The organism is Corynebacterium sp. LK14 (genome assembly GCF_008042215.1).
Classification (GTDB): Bacteria; Actinomycetota; Actinomycetes; order Mycobacteriales; family Mycobacteriaceae; genus Corynebacterium; species Corynebacterium striatum.
In genome coordinates this window covers 14,128-34,344 of the sequence record NZ_NOVQ01000017.1, presented here as the reverse complement: position 1 = coordinate 34,344, position 20,217 = coordinate 14,128, and the positions used below count along the sequence as shown (strand labels likewise).

General features: G+C 59.9%; 22 protein-coding genes. 10 read left to right on the top strand and 12 right to left on the bottom strand.

The window, feature by feature from the left end:
- Positions 1-155: 155 nt before the first annotated feature.
- The 7 genes from hemL to CHU71_RS11490 all read left to right on the top strand — a co-directional run bounded on the left by hemL (position 156) and on the right by CHU71_RS11490 (position 6,630).
- Complete coding sequence (gene hemL / locus CHU71_RS11520) at positions 156-1,481, top strand: glutamate-1-semialdehyde 2,1-aminomutase (protein ID WP_147761135.1); 1,326 nt, start codon at positions 156-158, stop codon at positions 1,479-1,481.
- A 59-nt stretch (positions 1,482-1,540) separates the two neighbouring features.
- The gene (locus tag CHU71_RS11515) at positions 1,541-2,149 is read left to right on the top strand and encodes a histidine phosphatase family protein (protein WP_049146043.1); all 609 of its coding nucleotides are present in this window, start codon (positions 1,541-1,543) and stop codon (positions 2,147-2,149) included.
- Between the two features lie 9 nt (positions 2,150-2,158).
- Complete coding sequence (locus CHU71_RS11510; protein ID WP_070420082.1) at positions 2,159-2,761, top strand: TlpA disulfide reductase family protein; 603 nt, start codon at positions 2,159-2,161, stop codon at positions 2,759-2,761.
- Positions 2,762-3,571, top strand: coding sequence for a cytochrome c biogenesis CcdA family protein (locus CHU71_RS11505; RefSeq protein ID WP_070420083.1), 810 nt, complete (start codon positions 2,762-2,764; stop codon positions 3,569-3,571).
- A gap of 33 nt (positions 3,572-3,604) precedes the next feature.
- Positions 3,605-5,248 carry a cytochrome c biogenesis protein ResB gene (locus tag CHU71_RS11500; RefSeq protein WP_187272083.1) on the top strand — a complete coding sequence of 548 codons (1,644 nt, stop codon included), beginning with the start codon at positions 3,605-3,607 and terminating at the stop codon, positions 5,246-5,248.
- Between the two features lie 84 nt (positions 5,249-5,332).
- Complete coding sequence (gene ccsB / locus CHU71_RS11495) at positions 5,333-6,373, top strand: c-type cytochrome biogenesis protein CcsB (protein ID WP_147761134.1); 1,041 nt, start codon at positions 5,333-5,335, stop codon at positions 6,371-6,373.
- Complete coding sequence (locus tag CHU71_RS11490) at positions 6,373-6,630, top strand: helix-turn-helix domain-containing protein (protein ID WP_005527639.1); 258 nt, start codon at positions 6,373-6,375, stop codon at positions 6,628-6,630. The genes ccsB and CHU71_RS11490 overlap by 1 nt, the downstream gene beginning before the upstream one ends.
- A gap of 162 nt (positions 6,631-6,792) precedes the next feature.
- Here the strand turns inward: CHU71_RS11490 and CHU71_RS11485 are convergent, their stop codons facing one another.
- Positions 6,793-7,077, bottom strand: a complete 285-nt coding sequence (locus tag CHU71_RS11485; RefSeq protein ID WP_147761133.1) for a hypothetical protein — start codon at positions 7,075-7,077, stop codon at positions 6,793-6,795.
- 41 nt (positions 7,078-7,118) lie between these two features.
- Between CHU71_RS11485 and CHU71_RS11480 the strand changes: the two genes are divergently transcribed.
- Positions 7,119-7,448: a DUF4229 domain-containing protein gene (locus CHU71_RS11480; protein WP_005527641.1), complete on the top strand. Its 330-nt coding sequence runs from the start codon at positions 7,119-7,121 to the stop codon at positions 7,446-7,448.
- Between the two features lie 17 nt (positions 7,449-7,465).
- Here CHU71_RS11480 and CHU71_RS11475 read toward each other — a convergent pair whose 3' ends face one another.
- Together CHU71_RS11475 and CHU71_RS11465 are read right to left on the bottom strand one after the other, a co-directional pair.
- The gene (locus CHU71_RS11475) at positions 7,466-8,695 is read right to left on the bottom strand and encodes an MFS transporter (RefSeq protein ID WP_049146071.1); all 1,230 of its coding nucleotides are present in this window, start codon (positions 8,693-8,695) and stop codon (positions 7,466-7,468) included.
- 576 nt (positions 8,696-9,271) lie between these two features.
- The gene (locus tag CHU71_RS11465) at positions 9,272-10,162 is read right to left on the bottom strand and encodes a 1,4-dihydroxy-2-naphthoate polyprenyltransferase (protein WP_147761132.1); all 891 of its coding nucleotides are present in this window, start codon (positions 10,160-10,162) and stop codon (positions 9,272-9,274) included.
- A 215-nt stretch (positions 10,163-10,377) separates the two neighbouring features.
- On the opposite strand from CHU71_RS11465, the gene CHU71_RS11460 reads away from it, so the two are divergent.
- The gene (locus CHU71_RS11460) at positions 10,378-11,049 is read left to right on the top strand and encodes a metal-dependent transcriptional regulator (protein ID WP_147761158.1); all 672 of its coding nucleotides are present in this window, start codon (positions 10,378-10,380) and stop codon (positions 11,047-11,049) included.
- On the opposite strand, the gene menE is transcribed toward CHU71_RS11460, so the two are convergent.
- The 9 genes from menE to dcuC all read right to left on the bottom strand — a co-directional run bounded on the left by menE (position 11,050) and on the right by dcuC (position 18,924).
- A complete protein-coding gene (gene menE, locus CHU71_RS11455; protein WP_147761131.1) occupies positions 11,050-12,183 on the bottom strand; it encodes an o-succinylbenzoate--CoA ligase in 1,134 nt (377 codons plus the stop codon). It lies immediately after the preceding gene.
- 56 nt (positions 12,184-12,239) lie between these two features.
- Positions 12,240-13,067, bottom strand: a complete 828-nt coding sequence (locus tag CHU71_RS11450; protein ID WP_049062513.1) for a metal ABC transporter permease — start codon at positions 13,065-13,067, stop codon at positions 12,240-12,242.
- Positions 13,067-13,900 (bottom strand): metal ABC transporter permease, encoded by an 834-nt coding sequence (locus CHU71_RS11445; protein ID WP_255456444.1) that lies wholly within the window; start codon positions 13,898-13,900, stop codon positions 13,067-13,069. The genes CHU71_RS11450 and CHU71_RS11445 overlap by 1 nt, the downstream gene beginning before the upstream one ends.
- Positions 13,897-14,583 (bottom strand): metal ABC transporter ATP-binding protein, encoded by a 687-nt coding sequence (locus CHU71_RS11440; RefSeq protein ID WP_147761130.1) that lies wholly within the window; start codon positions 14,581-14,583, stop codon positions 13,897-13,899. The genes CHU71_RS11445 and CHU71_RS11440 overlap by 4 nt, the downstream gene beginning before the upstream one ends.
- A gap of 6 nt (positions 14,584-14,589) precedes the next feature.
- Positions 14,590-15,756, bottom strand: coding sequence for a metal ABC transporter substrate-binding protein (locus tag CHU71_RS11435; RefSeq protein ID WP_147761156.1), 1,167 nt, complete (start codon positions 15,754-15,756; stop codon positions 14,590-14,592).
- 114 nt (positions 15,757-15,870) lie between these two features.
- Positions 15,871-16,209 carry a DoxX family protein gene (locus CHU71_RS11430; protein ID WP_147761129.1) on the bottom strand — a complete coding sequence of 113 codons (339 nt, stop codon included), beginning with the start codon at positions 16,207-16,209 and terminating at the stop codon, positions 15,871-15,873.
- 90 nt (positions 16,210-16,299) lie between these two features.
- A complete protein-coding gene (locus CHU71_RS12890) occupies positions 16,300-16,449 on the bottom strand; it encodes a hypothetical protein (RefSeq protein ID WP_187272082.1) in 150 nt (49 codons plus the stop codon).
- A gap of 15 nt (positions 16,450-16,464) precedes the next feature.
- Complete coding sequence (locus CHU71_RS11425; protein ID WP_101504655.1) at positions 16,465-17,445, bottom strand: 1,4-dihydroxy-2-naphthoyl-CoA synthase; 981 nt, start codon at positions 17,443-17,445, stop codon at positions 16,465-16,467.
- A 60-nt stretch (positions 17,446-17,505) separates the two neighbouring features.
- Positions 17,506-18,924, bottom strand: a complete 1,419-nt coding sequence (dcuC, locus tag CHU71_RS11420) for a C4-dicarboxylate transporter DcuC (RefSeq protein WP_147761128.1) — start codon at positions 18,922-18,924, stop codon at positions 17,506-17,508.
- 171 nt (positions 18,925-19,095) lie between these two features.
- Between dcuC and CHU71_RS11415 the strand changes: the two genes are divergently transcribed.
- A complete protein-coding gene (locus CHU71_RS11415) occupies positions 19,096-20,115 on the top strand; it encodes an o-succinylbenzoate synthase (RefSeq protein ID WP_147761127.1) in 1,020 nt (339 codons plus the stop codon).
- The last annotated feature ends 102 nt before the right edge of the window (positions 20,116-20,217 follow it).

The window sequence follows — 20,217 nt, the reverse complement described above, 5'->3', positions numbered from 1 at the left end:
CCCGAAGTTGTGACGTTTGCCAGCGCAACCCCCTGCGCTGAACTTGTGGTGCCATCAGTGTAACCGCATTGTGAACAGCCCGCACGGCGAGTGTGCGAACGCGCTGCAAGACGCACAGGAGACTCCAACTTTTGTATGGTGCTAAAACAGTTACAATGTTGGCTATGCCTAATACGAGTCAGCAGCCAGTTTCCCAGTCCACCCAGTGGTTCGAGCGCGCCTCCAAGGTCACCCCAGGTGGTGTGAACTCCCCGGTCCGTGCCTTCGGCTCGGTCGGCGGCCAGGCCCGCGTCATCGCACGCGGCGAAGCTTCCCGCCTGTGGGACGTCGACGGCAACGAGTACGTCGACCTGGTTAGCTCCTATGGCCCGATGATCCACGGCAACGCCCACCCGGCAATCGTGGAGGCTGTTCAGAAGGCAGCAGTCGACGGTCTCTCCTTTGGCGCGCCGACCGAGGCGGAAACCCTGCTGGCAGAGCGCATTGTGGAGCGCACCGCAGTAGAGCAGGTCCGCCTGGTCAACTCCGGCACGGAGGCCACCATGTCCGCAGTGCGCCTAGCCCGCGGTTACACCGGCCGCGCCAAGGTGCTGAAGTTCGACGGTTGCTACCACGGCCACGTCGACGCCCTGTTGGCCTCTGCTGGTTCTGGTGTGGCCACCTTCGCCCTTCCTGACTCCCCGGGTGTCACCGGCGCTTCCGCTGCCGACACCATCGTGGTCCCTTACAACGACCTCGCTGCCGTGCGCGAGGCTTTTGCCGCGCACCCAGGCGAAATCGCCTGCATCATCGCTGAAGCAGCGGCCGGCAACATGGGCACCGTCGCCCCGGTAGAAGGCTTTAACGCAGCGCTGAAGGACATCGCGCATGCCGACGACGCGCTGCTCATCCTCGACGAGGTCATGACTGGTTTCCGCACTTCCCACAAGGGGTGGTTCGGCGTCGACAATGTGGCGGGAGACTTGGTCACCTTCGGCAAGGTTGTCTCCGGTGGCCTGCCCGCAGCAGCTTTTGGCGGCCGCGCCGACATCATGGCTTATCTCGCACCGGTTGGCCCGGTGTACCAGGCGGGCACGCTTTCCGGTAACCCGGTGGCAATGGCTTCTGGCCTGAAGTCCCTCGAGCTGGCAAACGAAGAGCTTTACCCACGTCTGGCTGCTAACGCAGACCGCCTCACCGGCCTTATCTCCGCTGCCCTGGATAAGGAAGGCGTGGCCCACAACATCCAGCGTGCCTCGTCGATGTTCTCCATCCGCTTCGCAGAGGGGCAGGGCAATAATTTCGACGACATGAAGGCTGCCGATACTTGGCGCTTTGCACCGTTCTTCCACGAGCTTTTGCAGGGCGGCGTCTACGTTCCGCCGTCAGCGTTCGAGACCTGGTTTGTCTCCGATGCGCTGACCGACAATGATTTTGAGGTAATCGAAAAGGCGCTTGCTCCGGCAGCGCAGGCAGCAGCAGCGGCAGTTCGCCCGCAGTAGTGCGCTAGTCTACCTGCGCACTAGCGCAGCAGCTCACGTAAAGAGCGAAAGGAACATTTATGTCGACGACCATCGTTCATCTGGTTCGCCACGGTGAGGTCTACAACCCAGACAAGATCCTCTACGGGCGCATTCCGGGCTACCACCTGTCTTCCCGTGGACACTCCATGGCGGCGCGCACGGCAGAGGCATTCCGCGGCCACGACGTCACCTACCTGGTGGCCTCCCCGCTGCAGCGCACGCAGGAAACCGCCCAGCCGATTTCGAAGGTGACCGGCCTTGATGTGGACGTCGACAAGAGCGTCATTGAGTCCGGCAATCGCTTCGAGGGCCTGCGCACCAAGGGCTGGAACTCCCAGCTGTGGAACCCACAGCGCTGGCCGCTGCTGCGTAACCCGCTGCAGCCTTCTTGGGGCGAGCCCTTCGAAGAGATTGCCGCGCGCATGATGAACGCCGTCGAGCGCGCACGTCAGAAGGCAGAAGGCCACGAGGCCATCATCGTCTCTCACCAGCTGCCCATCGTGATGGTGCAGCGCACCGCACTGGGCAAGCGCCTCGCGCACGCCCCGTGGGATCGCGAATGCGATCTGGCTTCGGTCACCTCCCTGGTGTTCCAGGACGACCAGCTGATCGACATCTTCTATTCTTCACCTGCACAGGCGATTTAAGGCAGAGCTTTGAAAAACACATTCCTCCCCGTGGCGGCAGCTGTACTCGTTGCAGCGACCACTCTTGCGGGCTGCGGTCAAGATGCCGATAACGCGCAGAATGCCGTAGCTACCGGCGGTACTTTCGAGTTCTTTGCCCCAGGCGGTCAGAAGGAAATCACGTACGCGCCGGATCAGCGCAAGCCGCTGAAGTCTTTCACCGGTGAAGATCTCCGCAACGAGGGCAAGACAATTTCCCTGGATGACTTTTCCGATCAGATCGTCGTGCTCAACTCGTGGGGACAGTGGTGCGCGCCGTGCCGCTCCGAGTCCGATGACCTCCAGAACGTCCATGCCGAGCTGGCCAAGCGCGGCACCGGAACGGTCTTGGGAATCAACGTGCGCGACTTCAACCCGGAAATCTCGCGTGACTTCCTCGAGGACAACGGCCTTGAGTACCCGTCCATCTATGACCCGCCATTCAAGACCGCGGCGGCTCTCGGCGGTGTGCCCACCTCGGTGGTGCCCACCACCATCGTGCTGGACAAGCAGCATCGCCCAGCCGCAGTTTTCTTGAGGGAAATCACCGATAAGGACGTCCTCGCAGTCGTGGACTCATTGGAGAAGGAATAAATGGAGCACATTCTCGCCGCCGGTGTCGGTGAGGCCTTTGCGGATACCGTCGCAGCCGGCCCGCTTCTGCTGGGAATTCTTGCCGCAGCAGCAGCGGGTTTGGTCAGTTTTGCTAGCCCCTGCGTGGTGCCCTTGGTTCCGGGCTACATCTCTTACCTGGCCAGCGTGGTCGGTGGTGAGGTGAGCTACGACGCGGAGCTGGGGGTGGGCGTCGGAAAGCGCAGGCAATGGGCCGTGGTGGCAGCAGCTTTGCTGTTCATCCTGGGCTTCACGGTGGTCTTTGTGCTCGCTACCGTTTCTGTCTTTGGTGCGATCTCCGCGCTCACGCTGAATTCGGAGATGCTCATGCGCGTCGGTGGCGTGATCACCGTCCTCATGGGCGTGGTGTTCATGGGCGTGGTTCCAGTGCTGCAGAAGGATACCCGCATGGCTCCGCGCCGCTGGACCACGTGGCTCGGCGCACCGCTGCTGGGCGGCGTATTCGCGCTTGGCTGGACCCCGTGCTTGGGCCCTACTCTGGGGGCTATCATCTCCGTTTCCGTCGGCACGCAGGGCATGACCGCGGTGCGCGGCACCCTGCTCATCATTGGTTATTGCTTGGGCCTTGGCTTGCCCTTTCTCCTCGTTGCTTTGGGCTCCGCCCGCGCTATGCGCACCATTTCGTGGATGCGCAAGCACTCTCGTACCATTCAGATCATCGGCGGCATCGCCATGATTCTCGTGGGCCTCGCGCTGGTTACCGGCATGTGGGGTAATTTCATCAACTTCATTCGTCAGTGGACTGTCGAGTACGGCGCGACGCTGATCTAGAAGGCATATAAGGCTTAGAAGGCACAGAGAGATATGAAACTTATAGTGAGCTATCTGCGTAAAGCATGGCATTGGCTGACCAGCATGCGAACCGCGCTGGCGCTGCTGTTCCTGCTGGCCCTGGCCGCAATCCCCGGTTCGCTGCTGCCGCAGCGTGAACTCAACGAATCCAACGTCACGGACTTTATCGAGTCCCACGGCAAGGTAGCGGAGATCTACGACAAGCTGCAGCTTTTCGACGTCTTCTCTTCCATCTGGTTCCAGGCCATCTTCATCCTCCTAATGATTTCCCTGGTGGGCTGCATCATCCCGCGTTCCTGGGAGCACTACAAGGCATGGAAGACTCCGCCTACCCGTGCGCCGAAGTACCTGGATAAGATGCCGCTGCATGCAGAAGGCCACTCTGAGCATTCCCCGGAAGAGATCGAAGAGGCCACCCGCAAGCTGCTGAAAAGGTGGCGCGTTTCGGAGACGAGCGCCGCAGATGACCGCGCCGGCCTCAAATCCTTCTCCGCGGAGCGCGGATACGCCCGCGAGCTGTGCAACCTCATCTTCCACATCGCTCTCGTGGCAATCCTGGTGACCGTGGCCGCGGGCCGCTTGGTCAACTATGAAGGCCAGGTCATCGTGGTGACCGAGTCGGGCTCCCAGGACAAGGAAGCCAGCCTCGAGCAGTCCACTGAGTTCTGCAATACCTCGACCTCGAACTATGACTCCTTCCGCGCGGGCTCGCTTTTCGATGGCACCGGGCTCCACCCGTTCTGCTTCGTGGCGCATGACTTCACCGCGGATTACCTGGATAACGGCCAAGCCGAGATGTTCACCTCCAACGTGTCCTACGCGGAGGGCGATGACATCTACACGGATCATTCCTCCTGGAAGGACTATGAGCTCAGCGTGAATCACCCGCTGCGCCTTTCCCATAACCGCGTCTACCTGCAGGGCCACGGCTACGCGCCGACCGTCACGGTGGAGTGGCCCAACGGTGAGAAGCGCACCCAGACCATCCAGTTCCGCCCCGATGACATGGTTCGTTTCCTTTCTTCTGGCGTCATGCGTTTCGACCCGCCGGCCGGCATGTACCCGGACTTGTTTGAGCGCCGCCAGAGCGAGATCGCCATCCAGGGTCTCTTCGCGCCGACCGCACAGTGGTCCGGTGAGAACGGCCAGTTGCTCACCTCTGCTTACCCGGGCTTGACCGATCCGGCACTGGCCATTGACATCTACCGCGGCGACGCCGGCCTGGATACCGGTACCGCGCAGTCCATCTTCGATCTGGACTCCTCCCTGGTGCACTCGGGCCAGCTGCAGAAGATTGACCGCGTGAACCTGAGCCAGAACGAGTCCGTGACGTTGGACGACGGCACCAAGGTCACCTTCAACGGTGCCTCCCAGTTTGCGAATTACCAGATTTCTTATGACCCATTCCAGAAGTGGGTGCTGGTCTCGGCACTGGTGATGCTGGTTTCCCTGGTGGGCTCGCTAGTTATCAAGCGCCGCCGCATCTGGGTACGCATCAGCCCTGCCGCTGACGGCGGCACCGACATCCAGATGGGTGGACTGGCGCGCACCGACCGTGCTGGTTGGTCCGAGGAGTTCTACGCAGTCCACCGAGCACTGCTGGAGCTGCCGGATCCAGACGAGGTCGAAGAAGACGAGATCTGGGTAGAGGATTAAAGCTATCCGCCAAAAGTTTGAGGTGGATAGCGTACGAGAGTATTGTATGCAGGAACTATTGAGAGCTAAAGCGCAAGGTTTTACATGCTGATTGATCAGAATTTGTCGAATTTCTCCGACATTGCCGTGCAAACGGCCTTCGTCATTTACGCCATCGCGCTATTCATTTCGCTGGTGTACTACGGTCGCATGCAGGGAGTCATCGATGCCCGCCGCGCCGCAGCCGCCAAGAAGGCGGAGTCCAAGCAGGCAGTGCTTGCGGGCGGCAGCGCTTATGCGCCTGAGGACGACGCCGCGCTTGCCGACGCCACCCCTGCCGACACCTCCGATTCCGTTTTCCACGCTGATGAAGCCCGCGTGCGTGAGGAAGAGGCTGACAAGCTCGGCGGCATGACCCAGATGCTCATCTGGCTCGGCATTGTCTTGCACGTAACCGCGATTGTGCTGCGCGGTCTGGCAACGCACCGCTTCCCATTCGGCAACCTCTACGAGTACGTCTTGATGGTCACGGCCGGTGTCCTGATCGTGGCTAACATCGCGATGCAGCGTAAAGAGTGGCGCACACTGTGGCCATGGATGTTGACCCCGATCTTGGCGCTGATGTTCTACGGCTCCACCAAGTTGTATGCGGAGTCGGCACCGGTGGTTCCGGCGCTGCAGTCGCACTGGTTGCCCATCCACGTGACCGTGGTTTCCCTTGGTGCTTCTATCGGCATCATCTCCGGTATCGCTTCGCTGCTGAGCATGCTGCGCGTGTGGCAGCCGAAGGGCAAGGAGCATGGCTTCTTTGGAACGGTGGCAAAGCCACTGCCTTCGGCTAAGAAGCTGGACCAGCTGGCATATCGTCTGGGTATCGTGACGCTGCCGACCTTGGGGCTGGGTATCGTGCTTGGTGCTATCTGGGCGGAGTCCGCATGGGGCCGCTTCTGGGGCTGGGACCCGAAGGAGACCGTTTCCTTCGCGACCTGGATTCTTTACGCCGCTTACCTGCACGCTCGCGCGACGCCGTCTTGGCGTAAGTTCTCGCCGTGGATCAACATCGCCGCTATGTCTTTGATGGTCTTCAACCTGTTCTTCATCAACATGGTTGTCTCCGGCCTGCACTCCTACGCGGGGCTGAACTAATGCCGGATACCCACAAGCCACGTAATAAACAGGGCAAACCGGCGGGTGATAACCCGCAGCTGCTGGCCATCGGAGCGGAGTTCGCGGCTCGCCGCCGCGAGTTAGGCATCCTGCAGCAGCAACTGGCCGATGCCGCAGGCGTATCTCGCTCCACTTTGCACACCATCGAGCATGGCGGCACCGGCGTGCGCTGGGAGAAGGTCACCGCGGTGGCCGAGGCTCTCGGCTTAGAGATGAGCTTCCAGCCGCGCACTTAGCGGCGTAGCTATCCATCACTTTCTTCATGGTCCCATTGCTTAGGTCCCTTTGTGGGGCAATGGGACCATGAAGCGCGTTTTCAGGGTTGCCGTCACTCTTAAAGCTACCCGTAGAGAGGGACCTTTAGAGGGCGACCATTCCGCGCCGGCGGAGAATGCGCCCTACTTCTCGTCCGCTTCGCCGCGCGGGGGTTCGTCGCGGTGGCTCTTGCGGCGCTGTTGACGGCGGCGCTCCTCGGCTTCCCGCTCGGCCTGCATTTCGCGGGCGCGGCGTTCCTTGAAGCGCTCTTTCTCGAGGTTCCACAGGAACTCTTCATCGTCGTCTGGGCCCTTGATGGCTGGGCGCTGCTCGACCTGTTCCGGCTTCTTCCAGCTGGAAGGGCCAAACGCCTTCCACACCAAGTAGACGGCAAGGACAACCAAGACAAGTAAAATCAAACGACCCATGCGTTATATCCTACGGAATCGAAAGCGTAGACTTTAGCCACATGACTGATACTTCTTCCGCATCCCACCCAGAGCCGCCGACGCCGGACCCTGAGCTGCGCCGTCGCTCCCGCGCCGCGCTTTGGAGGTACGGCTTGGCCCGCGTGGTGCTTTTTATCCTTCTCACGGTGGTCATCGAGCTCATCGCCATCCTGGCAGGTTTCCCCATTCCCGTACTGCTTGCAGCGCTGCTTGCTCTATTCGTGGCGCTGCCGCTGTCGATGCTCGTGTTTAAGAAATGGCGCGTAGAAGCCACCGAGACCTTGGCTGAGTATTCCGCTCAGCGCAAGGCTCATAAGGCCTGGGTCCAAGCGGAGTTGGCAGGCCGCTAGCTTTCACATCGTGGCATTCAATTACTTCGGAGGAACGGCTTTGTGAGCTTGTTCCATAACGAAGGAAGCGCAGTAAACAGTGCTGTGCCGAGGCCGGCGATGATTAATGCAGCGTTCGGTCCAGCGGCAGATACCGTCGGTGCACCCACAATGTATCCAACCAGCATTGCCGAATTGTTAATCGTCCCCATCGTTACTAACGCTTTGGGCTTAATCTTTGGATCGACGGCGCTGACGACCACTATTCTTAGAGCAGACACTTGGAGTCCATTAAACATTCCAGCCAATGCGAAAAGCGGAATACAGAGAAATAACGCGGGCACAAAGCCTGGGATCGAGATGCAGATCCCCATTCCTATTCCACTTTTGATCAAGGTCGCTAGGGCGTTTGCCTTCGTAAGTCTTGCTGAAAATCTTGCGCCTAAAATCCGTCCCACGACAAAACACTGGGCGACTATTGCATATAAAAACCCGCTGGTATTCAGGGACTGAGTGGCGAAGAACACGAGAGCCACGTTAAAAATCGATGTGAAGATAATCGCGGCCCAGATGCTTGTCAGCGCCTGACGCGAACGTGGATTGTTAAGAAGTATTTTTGGAGCTTCAACAATGCTGTGCAGAGGACTTGGGGCCTCGGCCTTGAGAGTGTGGGGGGAAGTTGATGGAACTAGGGGCCAATCTTGTCTTTGCAAACGCTGCACCACAATAATTGAGCTCCCGACGGCTAGGGCCTCCAATGCAAATACTGTGCGTAGTGAGGCGATGTCTAGGAATCCGCCGCCGAGTACAGGGCCTACGAAGCTGCCACATAGCCGAGCCGTGTCCAAGTAGGAAAAAGCCCGGGCTTGGTCCGAGGCATCTAGGCTTGAATCTGCAATTGCGTAATAGGCTGGAATGGTAATCCCACTCAACGTAGCTATTACGATATTTCCTGCGATGAGAGTGAGCGTTGATGGAAAGCCGCACAAGAAAATGAGAGTAAGGCACTCAAATATTGTTCCAAGCTTTGCCACCGTAAAAGGATTTGCTCGATCAAAGAATGGTGTCAAAAGAGGGGACACAAATACCTGAGCGCAGGCCCCTGTTACTAGAACAGTGGCCACAAGTGCTTCACCGTTTGGCCGAGTGGCGAAGTTGAGTGAGATTGCGATCGAAGTCATCGCTCCGCACAGAGACATAAAAAAGTAGGCAATGACGAGACTAAAGACTTTGCCTTTCGACCCATCATTACCTAGTGGAGTTTTCAACACTCTATTTGGTCCTCACCCAGTGGTCTACGGACATTCTCGAAGGATCGATTCCTATATTTTGCAGTATTGAGTTATGCCGGTTGTCGCGGAAACTGTCTTTCTTTTCTAAGAAAAATTCCAAGTCATACCAAGAAACGCCAAAGTGAACACATGCGCTGCCGTCGTCGAATGACTCGCTTAAAACGAATTGCCAATCGTAGGGGCCGCCTGGTCTATTCGGGCCCATTTTTGCAAGTCTTTGGTCAGAAATTTCAAGCTGTCGGAGACACTTTTCCAGACTTACGGCATTGGGCAGTTGGATTGTGACCTTACTCTCGGCCACAGCCTCTCGCCCTCTTACCCGTGATGGGGTAGACCCCCCAACAGATTCGATTTTTGGAATCTCATCGAAAATAAACAACTTTCGACCTTTCTGGGCGGACAGATAAAATGAAGTGAGTGAAGTGTATCACCCTGAGTAATGTTTGTGATTTAAATTTCAGAAAATTTTAAATCGGCAACTTTTAACTTCGCTTGGAGGTCTTGCCCTTCGGCGTACGTTTTCCCTACGGGGAAGGCTGACAGTAAGAATTTTTAGACGAGAAAAAGAGCAATCGCGCTGACCAGCGCCCATACCAGCATTGCGCGGCCAGTGATCCCGAGCACCGGGATGAGCTGGGGGCCGCGGGCGCCGCGGTTGACGGTGCGGACGGCTTGGAGTGCGAACGGGAAGTACGCCAAGGCAGCCAATGCCAGCCAGGAGTCGAAGGCGATGACGATGGTTAGCAGGACCGGAAGAAGTAGCAGCCACATGAATAGGTTCCGCGACTTTTTATCGCCCAAGCGCACGGCCAAGGTGATCTTGCCGGCCTCAGTGTCGGAGGGGATGTCGCGAATGTTGTTGGCCAAGTTGACTGCGGAGCTCATTCCACCAATGCCTATCGCCAGCGCCAGTCCAGTCAGGCTGATGCGGCCAGCCTGCGTGAACTGCGTGCCCAGTACGGCCACCAAACCGAAGAAGATGAAGATAGCGACCTCACCGAGGCCACGGTAGCCGTAGGGGTTCTTTCCGCCCGTGTAGAACCACGCGCCGGCGATGCAGACCAAGCCCACGAGTACGAACCAGGCTGCGTTGGCTGCCAGGGACAACGCAATGCCAGCCACGGCGGCAACTGCGAACGAAGCAAAGGCCGCCCACTTCACGTGCTGCGGCTTCGCCAGCCCACCGCCGGTCAGGCGCTGCGGGCCAGTACGGTCGTCGTCGGTGCCGCGGATGCCATCCGAGTAATCATTGGCGTAGTTGACACCGATGATGAGCACCCACGCCACAATGAGTGCGAGAAAAGCACGGCCCCAGTGCGCGCCATTGAGCGCGGCTGCGGCGCCAGTACCAGCGATAACCGGGGCGAAAGCATTTGCCCATGTGTGCGGGCGAGCGCCTTGGAACCAGTCTTGGGCAGTTGCGGGATAGGCAGAAAGTGGCATGTCAGTTATTGTGCCACGCCACCGCGGGCATGTTGTGCACAAGGGACGCACACGGCGGGCATATAAAAGCCACGGGTATGCCAAAAGCGCGTCGTACGTACCCAAGAAAGGACGGCTGTGGGCCACACCCGTGGCAAAAGTTCAATGCGTTGAACTTTCTTAAAAGTTATCATGTGAATCGCTCGCAGGGCAAGGCCTTTACTACGATGAATGTCATGCACTTAAGCGATCTCCCTGAACGTACCCAGGACTACCTCAAAGCCCTGTGGGACCTCTCCGAGCACTCCGGCGGCGCACCCATCGCGCTCAAGGAGCTGGCGGGGCGATTGAACCAAAAGGTGCCCACGGCGTCGGAAGCCGTAAAGCGTCTCGTTGCCCAAGGGCTGGTGGAACACGAGCGCTACGCTGGCGTTTCGCTGACCCCAGAGGGGCAGGCACTGGCCATGGGAATGGTCCGCCGCCATCGTCTCCTCGAGACCTTCCTGGTCAAAGAGCTGGGGTACACCTGGGACGAGGTTCACGAGGACGCCGATCTCCTCGAGCATGCATGCTCCGATCGCTTCATCGATCGCCTCGATCAACACCTGGGCCATCCTCAGCGCGATCCCCACGGCGATCCCATCCCCGACGCGCAGGGCAGCATCGAGGACCTTGGCACGCTCACGCTTGACGACGTCCCCCTTCACACCCCTGTCACCATCGAGCGGGTATGTGACGGGGACACCGAGCTGTTGCGCTACCTCGACAGCCACGGCGTCGGCCTAGGCGTCGAGGTCGTAGTCGATTCCCGCGTTGCGGGCCTGCTTAACCTGCACGCAGGGGACAAGGAGTTCTCCCTTGCGGAAGTCGCGGCCGCCGACGTGACGGTGCGCGCTAACGAAGCCTAATTAGTACTTAAAGAGCCCTGCGACACCACGACGGTCCACCTTGCCGGGACCGGTCAGCGGCATCTCAGCAATGCGGATAATCTCGCGCGGAATCTGCCACCGAGGCAGGTCATCGAGCGCTTCGAGGATGTCGGTACGCGAGGCCCAGCCGGTGTAAGCTGCGGCGATCATCTGGCCAAGACGCGGATCAGGGATGCCCACCACGCATGCACTCTCGACGCCCGGTACCTGCAACAAGAGCTGTTCCAGCTGTTCTGGGTGCAACTTCAGGCCGCCCGAGTTGATGATGTTGTCCAGACGCCCAGTGACGGTGAGTTGATCGTGGGCGTCGAGCTCCCCGGCGTCGGAAGTGGCGAACCAGCCATCGACGAAGTCGCGTGATTCCGCATTGCGGTAGCCCTGCGCAATGGTCGGCCCGCCCAGGAAAATGCGGTTATCCTCCCCGATGCGCACCTCAGTGCCGGGCAGGGGAGTGCCGTTGTAGACGCACCCTCCCGCAGTCTCCGAGGAGCCATAGGTGGTTACCACGGTGATGTCGAGCTTGCGCGCAGATTCTAATAGCTGGGGATGCGGCGCTGCTCCACCCACCAGGATGGAGTTGAAACGGCGCAGCGCTTGGATGCCGTCCAGCGAATCGAGTGCCTTGTGCAGCTGCATCGGCGTGAGCGCGGTGTACATGCGGTCCTCAGTGTGGGCGAGTTCTTCTGCTGCGCGGGCGAACTCGGCGATGTTAAAGCCTTGGGACAGGTCGAGGCACAGTGGCTCCACACCCGCCACCAACGAACGCACGAGCACTTGGATGCCTGCTATGTGGTGGGCGGGCATGGCCAGTAGCCATTGGCCGGGCCCACCCAGGAAAGAATGGGTGGCATCCGCACTCGCCACCAGGTTAAGCGGGCTTAGCTGCGCACCTTTCGGTGTGCCCGTGGAACCCGAGGTGGCCACCACCAAAGCAATGTCCTCAGCAATCGATTCGCCCGCGCGCATGTGGTTGCGCAGCAATTCCGCCCGCGTGCGGTCCGCTGCGGGAAGGGGCAAGAGCGTGGTCTGCCCAGCGATGGCCCTCTCGAGCTCATCCAAAATAGCTGCGGGATTGCGGGGATCGACTGGGAGTGGGGCGAGGATATGAGTCACGAATAGTCAGGTTACCCGGGCATATCGCTCGTCCCGGGAGGCGGCGCGCCGGGCGTTTAAAGCAAGGCGCGTAGCCCCATGCTGAGCAAATAGAACACACCCGCCAGCACCGCGATGCAGCCGCCCGCCGACAAACTGAGGGCGGCCGCCAGCCAGAGCCCGCCGCATGCCAGCGCAATGCCCGCGATACCGGCACCGAGCATGAGCTGGGTCGGGCGCTTGATCCACGGCTGCAACGCCGCCGCCGGGGCTACCAGCAGCGCCAGGGACAAGATAGTGCCCACCGCGGGAATCACCACCACCATGGTCACGCTGATAAGCGTGAGAGTAAGCAAGTCATAGCGGCCGGGCTTTCCGCCTTGTGCGCGGAAGAACGTCTGGTCGAAGTAGAAGGAGACCAACGTCCGGCGAAATGCCACCAGCACGCCAAGGCTGACCACCACCAGGGCGCCGACAAACCAGACATCCTGCGCATTGACAGTGGTCAGCGAGCCCACGAGAAAGCTATCCACGTGGATAGGTAGCGGTTGGAACCAGCGCAGCAACAAGATGCCCAGGGAAAACCCCAGGGTGAGCGTCACGCCGGCGGCAGCAGTCGAAGAAATGCCCTCGACGGTACTCAACCACCGCATAAGCCAGGCCAAAGGCAGGCAGAACAGTGCCGCGCCCACCATCAAACCCGTAGAGAGATCCAAGCTCAGAAGGTTGGCCACCACTACACCGAGCACCGCGCCGGGGAAGATTCCGTGCGACAGGCTCTCGGCGAAAAAGACGCGCTTGCCCATGACCATCAAGGTTCCAACCAAGCCAGATAAACATCCCACAGCGATGGCCTCAAGGAGGGGCAGCCGCAGGATTTCTGGATCAAGATGAGAAAGTCCCATTAGCTAAATACCCCCTTCAAGCCCGCTAGCGGCACGGTGGCAACCAGCATCAAGCTGACGATTGCCTGCGGCGAAATCTGGTGCGTGGTTTGGGACAGCATGATGGCAAATCCCACGACCACTGCCAGCGTGGACAAACCCGCAGCCCAGAAGCACATGCTGCGCGGGGATCCTGCGATCAAGCGCGCCGAGAGGCCTGGAATGACAATAAAACCGATAACCAGCAACACACCCACTGCCGAGCTAGCCGCCACCACGATGAGGCCAACTGCGATATTCGCAATGAGCTCATAAGCCGCCACGTTGATGCCCATGGCGCGGGCCGCTGTGGTATCGAAAGCGACGAGAATCTGCATGCGCCAGGTTGTCAGGATGAGCAGTGCCGCAATCACGCAGAGCGTGACGGAGGTTGCCAGCCTGGACTGCGTGACGTCGAGAAGCCGGCCAAACATGAGGGCCTCCAGCTGCCCGGACTTGTCGCCATAGGCCAAACTGATGACCACGCCGATGCCGTACATGAAGGTCAGCACCACGGCCGTTCCGGCTTCCATATCCAGCTTCCGCGCTGACTGGCCCCGCCCAGAACCCAGAGAAGCCAGCACCAGCACCGTCACCGTGGCCACCGCGGCCGCACCCGGCACGATGCCCGGGATGCCGCCCACGATGAGCCCTACCACGATGCCCGGAAAAACCGAGTGCACGAGGGCTTCCACCGTAAATTCCATGCGGCGAAGATTAACGAGGACGCTAATGGCAGCTCCCGCAATCGATAGACACAGCAGGAAGAGAAAGGCATTGCGCAGGTACGGGGCGAAGAGAATCTGCTCTATCACAGTCGCGCGCCTTGCTCCATATAGGTTTCCACTGCTTCCTCGGTTCCCATGGTGTGGACCTTGCCGTCGAGCACAAACGCCGCCCAGTCGCAGGTGTGCTGCGCCAAGATGGGGTCGTGAGTGGAGACGAGCAGGGCGATTCCTGCTTCCTTGAGATCCGCAATGATCTGAATCAGGATTCGGCGACTTTCTTGATCAAGCCCGTTGAAGGGTTCGTCGAGAAGCACCAGCTCCGGGGCCGAAACCAACGCGCGCGCGATGAGTACGCGCTGGCGCTGCCCACCCGAGAGCTGGCCAAACCGCGTCTCGGCGAGGTGCTCCATCCCCACTTGTCGCAGGGCATTGAGTACGCGGTCGCGGTAGCTACGCATGCTCGTGCACCTGTGCCACCAGCTCACTGAGGGCAAAAGGCCCATTTCCACGACCTTGTAAGCCGTGACGGGAAAGCTCAGGTCGGAGTCTTGGTACTGCGGGACGTATCCGAGCGAGGCGTCGATGGTGGCCATGCCGCGCAAGGCAGCCAGGCCAGTGATTGCCTTGAGCAAGGTAGATTTGCCCGTGCCGTTGGAACCTAGGAGCGCCACGGCCTCGCCCGCGCGGATCTCAAGATCAACGTCGGTGAGGATATCCCGGGCGCCATAGCCGCAGGTGGCATTGTGCAGAGTGACTAATGGGGAAGACATAAAGAGCTACTTGCGCTTGGCGAAGTCGAATTCCTGCAGCGATTCTGGCAACGGTTGCTGCTTGGATTCCCAGGCGCTGACCAGGGTGTTGATGTTGTGGACGATGGATCCGATGTAGGTCTCGCCCTCACTGCCTGGCACACCTAGCGAGTCGCCGTACAAAGCGTCGTCGGATGTAACCGCCTTGACGCCTGCGGCGCGGGCGATGGCCTCGATGGACTTCGAGTTGTTGGAATTCTCCGCAAAGATGGCCTTGGCGCCGGACTCGCGGACCTGCTTTGCTTGCTCGTCGATGTGGCTTGAGGTGGCGTCCTGCTGGTGGTTGAAGTCAGACAGTGCGGAGCCGATGAATTTCACGCCATACTCGTTAGAGAAGTAGCCGAAGGCGTCGTGGGAAGAGAAGAGCACGCGGTCTTGCTCAGGAACTGCGGACATGGAATCGCTGGCCCACTTGTCGAGGTCCTCCAGCTGGTCGGTGTACTTCTTGCCGGCGGCGGTGAAGGCGTCCTTGGCCTGCGGGGAGGCCTGGGACAACGTGTTGACGATGTTGTCGACCTGAATCTTGGCCTGCTTCGGGGAGGTCCACACGTGCGGGTCGTACTTGAATTCTGGGGCCTCGCCGTCCTCCCCCGGGAAAGGCCACGGGCGCGGGCTCACGTGTTCGATGCCCTCGTCGATGGTGTACTTGCCGTTGCCATCGCTCATGCCTTCGCTCTTGACGCCCGAGGTCACGGCCATGACGCCGTGGAAGCCGGAGGAGTCCACGGCTTGGTCGAGGAAGTGCTCGAGGTCGACTCCGTTGACGAACATGTAGTCGGCCTGGGAGAGCGCCTGCATCTGCTGTGGGGTCATCTCGTGCTCGTGGGCGCTGGCGTTGGGGGCGAGCAAACAGGTGAGGTCGAGGGTCACTGGGCCCTCGCCGGAGGTGGTCTCTGCACCTTGGGAGTCGACCTTGTGGAGCTTGACGCCGCCGGCGGCTATCTGGGTGAGGTAGTCGCAGATCTGGGTAGTCGTGGCCACGGCCTTGACGGTGTCGCCGTCCTTCGGTTTTGCGGCGTCGGTGGATTCTTTCGAGGCGCTGCAAGCGGCGAGGCTGGCGCCGAGTGCTAGGGCGCAGGTGCCTGCGAGAATGCGCTGTAGGGGCCGGCGTGGGGTGCTGTGATTTGAGCTCATCATGAACTTCCTTTGCATTGGGAGAAGTGAACTCAACAAACACTAGCACCACTGAACTGGATTGTTCAATACTATGAACTTAGGTAGCCCTATCTCCTCTTTGAGTCGCTGAAATTAAAAAATTCCTCTCACTTCAATGGGTGAAGCGAGAGGTTGGGAGGTGGTGGCCTTACTTGCTACTTTTGCCTTCTTGCTGAAGAAGAGTTGGTCAAGGGAGTGCATTCCGGGGCCGGCGGCGACGAGCATGAGGCCCGCTGCGGCGATGACGCCGACGAGCTCAATGATGGCTGCAGCTGGCGCTGCGATGGAAGCGGCTGGGACGCCCATGCCCTCGAAGAGCTGAGTGGTGCCGTCGATGGCCCATTCGGAGAACTTCTGCCAACCGTGGGCGATAAGGATGACGCCCAGGATGACGCGGGCTGCGAGCATGGCGAATGAGTTAGCAAGTTTCATGCTGGACACTTTACGCATGAAGTGTTTACGCGTCCACAATTGCCGGTGATGCCTCACTTAAGGGTTTAAGTGTTTTGTGTCACGTTTGCCCTAGATGTACGGGTTTCGCAGCTCATCTTCCTGGTCGAAAGGCCGCTCCCCGCGGTCCTGCGCATCCTGGATGTGCTTGAGCATCCACACTCGCGAGCCGATGACGCCCGCCAGTGCAAGTGTGGCCAAGCCGATGGTGAAAATCCACATCGTGCCAACTCCTGACTAGTAGTAGTACGGGAACTGCTCCCAGTTCGGGTCGCGCTTTTCCAGGAACGCCTCCTTGCCCTCGACGGCCTCGTCGGTCATGTAAGCCAAGCGCGTTGCCTCGCCGGCGAAGACCTGCTGGCCCATGAGTCCGTCGTCGGTGAGGTTGAACGCGAACTTCAGCATGCGCTGCGCGGTCGGGGACTTGCCGTTGATTTCGCGACCCATCTGGATGGCGGCATCCTCAAGGTCGACGTGATCCACAACCTCGTTGACGGCGCCCATCTCGTACATGCGCTGGGCGTCGTAAGTGCGGCCCAGGAAGAAGATTTCGCGGGCGTACTTCTGGCCCACCATCTTGGCCAGGTAGGCCGAGCCATAGCCAGCATCAAAGGAGCCCACGTCGGCATCGGTCTGCTTGAAGCGCGCCTCCTGGCGGGACGCAATGGTCATGTCGCAGACCACGTGCAACGAATGCCCACCGCCAGCCGCCCAGCCGTTGACCACGGCTATGACCACCTTGGGCATGGTGCGGATGAGGCGCTGGACCTCGAGGATGTGCAGGCGTCCGCCCTCGACCTTCTCGCGTGCCTCGTCCACGGTGGAGGCATCTGCCTCGGCATCGTTGTGCTCGTGCGAGGTGGCGTAGCGGTAACCGGAGCGGCCGCGAATTCGCTGGTCGCCGCCAGAGCAAAATGCCCAGCCTCCGTCCTTCTCACTGGGGCCGTTGCCGGTGAGCAACACCGTGCCGACATCAGGAGTGCGACGTGCATGGTCGAGCGCGCGGTAGAGCTCATCCACCGTGTGCGGGCGGAACGCGTTGCGCACCTCCGGGCGGTCAAACGCGATGCGGACGATGCCGTCTTCGCGCTTGTCTCCGATGAGCCGGTGGTAGGTGATATCGGTGAGATCCGAGAAGCCTTCCACTGGGGCCCACAGTTCGGCCTTGAAAGGGTTGTCGGTGCTGTATTTAGAGGTTGCCTTTGCCTGGGAAGTCATAGGTACACAATAACCGCCGCAGCGATTAGCCACGGCGGTTGGTAGAGAGCGGGTTAGCTTTTAGCCGATGAACAAGAAGGAAAAAACCACGTTGAGCACAGCTGCGGCGATCATCGGAACGCAGGTGCGTTTGACCAGGCGGATGGGGTTGACGTTGATTGCACCCGAAACGATCAGAACTGCGGCGTTGACCGGCGAGACCTGACGTATGAGGTTCGAGGTGCCCCAAATGGCAGTAAGCATTTGTGGTGCATTAATCGAGGTGTGGGCGGCCAGGCCAGGAACAACCTCAGAGAAGGCAAAGTAAGGGGCTGTGCCGGAACCTGTCAACGCTGCCATCAGTGCCGTAGCGCCGACGAAGATGAGAACAATAATTACGGCGGCGCCAGTAGAGCCCTCGGCAGCATTGACGAGCATGTCGATGACGCCCATCTGGGTGATGCCTTCGACCAAGACCGCTGCCGCAACCAGCAGGGCAACCACGCCAGCGGCGCCTTCGCCCATGCCCTTGAAAAAGTGCGCGGTGGAATCCATCGACTCTGTGATGGAGCGGATGCGGATTGCCTCAATCAACATGGCGATAAACAGCGAGACCACGGTCACCGGCAGGATATCTGCTTCAAATGGGATGACGCCGGTGCGGTTCAAGATTGCCGAAACAATAATCAGCAACAGTGGCATAAGAGGAAGGACGGCGTAGAAACCGGGCAGTCCCTTTGCTCGCTCAAGTGCTTCACGGGTGGCGCGGTCGGATTCGGACAGAGTATCGGAGCCTGCGGTGGCGTCGTCAGCGTGGGCTTTGCGTGCATCTACTTTGTCGCAATGCTTCTGCCACCACATATGGACAAATGCGGTAATGAGAAGCGCCGGGACGGTAGCGCGGGCAACCGAGCCGTACACAAACTCGGTCACGCTCATGTTTGTCAGATCCGCGCCTTGAATCAGACCTGCCTCAAGGGGCGTCGGGATGATGGTAGACGAGGTCACTACCAGCGCGGCCACCGTTAAAGGCGTGAGACCAGCGGCGATAAGGGCGGGTAGGAGAGTGGCGACGAGCAGCAACGACAACGCAGCGGCGGAGGGAATCACCAGTGAGAGTAGCGAACCGATAAGAAAACCTACCGGGACGAGCCAGTAGCTACCGCGGAAGCGTTTCAAGGGCGAAGACAATACGACAACGGTCTTGGCATCGGCGCCGATGTGCCGCATATAAGACACGAAGCCGAACAAAACCATGATGGCCATGCCGATGCCGCTAAAGCGGGATTTGAACAGGGCATCTACGACCAAAAGTTGGTCATAAAAAGCATTGCCTGTGGCTTCGATTTCTACGGTGCGCATATCCGCGCGGTTAGTGAGAGCGGCAATCATGAGGAGGAGGACGCCGACACCGAAGATGGCTGCGGCGGCATGAACCTTTTTGTAAATCAGCCACATCACTGCGACGATGGCCGCCAAGGCAATAATGAGGTAAAGCATGCGGGTTTTGACCTGCCTTTTTGCTGGAGAAAAGATATGTAGAAATATGCCCTTTATGCAGGGCTTAAAGGCTAACCGCGGTTGTTATAACCTCTGTTCTTACTCTAACAGCTGTTGTGACGGGCAGCGAACTAAGCAGCAGCTAAAACTTGGTCAGGTACGCTACATTCCATGTCCCAGGTTGAAGTTGATGATGTCCTCTCCCGCTCCCACGTTGTTGCCCTGCCTTTGGCGGTGAAGTTCCGCGGCATTACCACCCGCGAAGCCTTACTCATCGAGGGCCCCGCCGGCTGGGGCGAGTTCTCGCCTTTCCTAGAGTACGGAGCTGCGGAGTCGGCACACTGGCTCGCCGCAGGCCTGGAGGCTGCCTACGAAGGCTTCCCCGAACCTGTTCGCGACCTCGTCGAGGTCAACGGCACCATCCCTGCCGTACCCGCCGCGCAGGTTCCCGAGGTAATGGAGCGCTACCCGGGCTGCCGCACTTTCAAGATCAAAGTGGCAGAGCCGGGACAGAGCCTTGCAGACGACGTCGCCCGTGTGCAGGCAGTGCGTGAGTACATCACCGCGCAGGGCCGCATTCCGGTGCTGCGCGTCGACGCCAACGGCGGCTGGAGCGTGGAACAAGCCATTGAGGCGGCCAAGGCCCTAATGCCCCTGGACTACATGGAGCAGCCGTGCGCCACCGCCGAAGAACTCGCGGAGGTTCGCCGCCAATTAATGCGCAACGGCCTCTTCGTGCGCGTCGCCGCCGACGAGTCCATCCGGAAGGTCGAGGATCCCTTCCGAGTCGCGGACCTGCAGGCTGCCGACGTCGCGGTGGTCAAACCCGCGCCTTTGGGCGGAGTGCGCAGGGTGCTGGATGTCGCTAAGCAACTGCGTGCGCGCCACATGGACATCACCGTAGCCTCGGCCCTGGATACATCCGTGGGTATCGGCATGGGGCTGGCGGCTGTCGCAGCGCTGCCGAAGATTCTTGACGACGAAGACATTGACGTCACTCCCGCCGCCGCGGGCCTGGCCACCGGCTCGCTCTTTATAGAGGACGTCACCGAGCCGCGCCCGCTTATCGATGGCCATTTGGAAGCCACTCCGGCGATCCCAGATCCCGCGCGCCTGGCTGACCTCGCAGCCGCGCCCGAGCGCCGCGACTGGTGGTTTGAGCGCGTCCGCGAGTGCTGGCAGTACCTTTAGATTTCGCGCTAGCGGAGGGGCACCTTCTCGCTAACGGGGCACCTTCTCGCTAGCAGCGCACAATTTGCCAAATAGGAGCTGGATTCTTCGAAGATTCCTGGC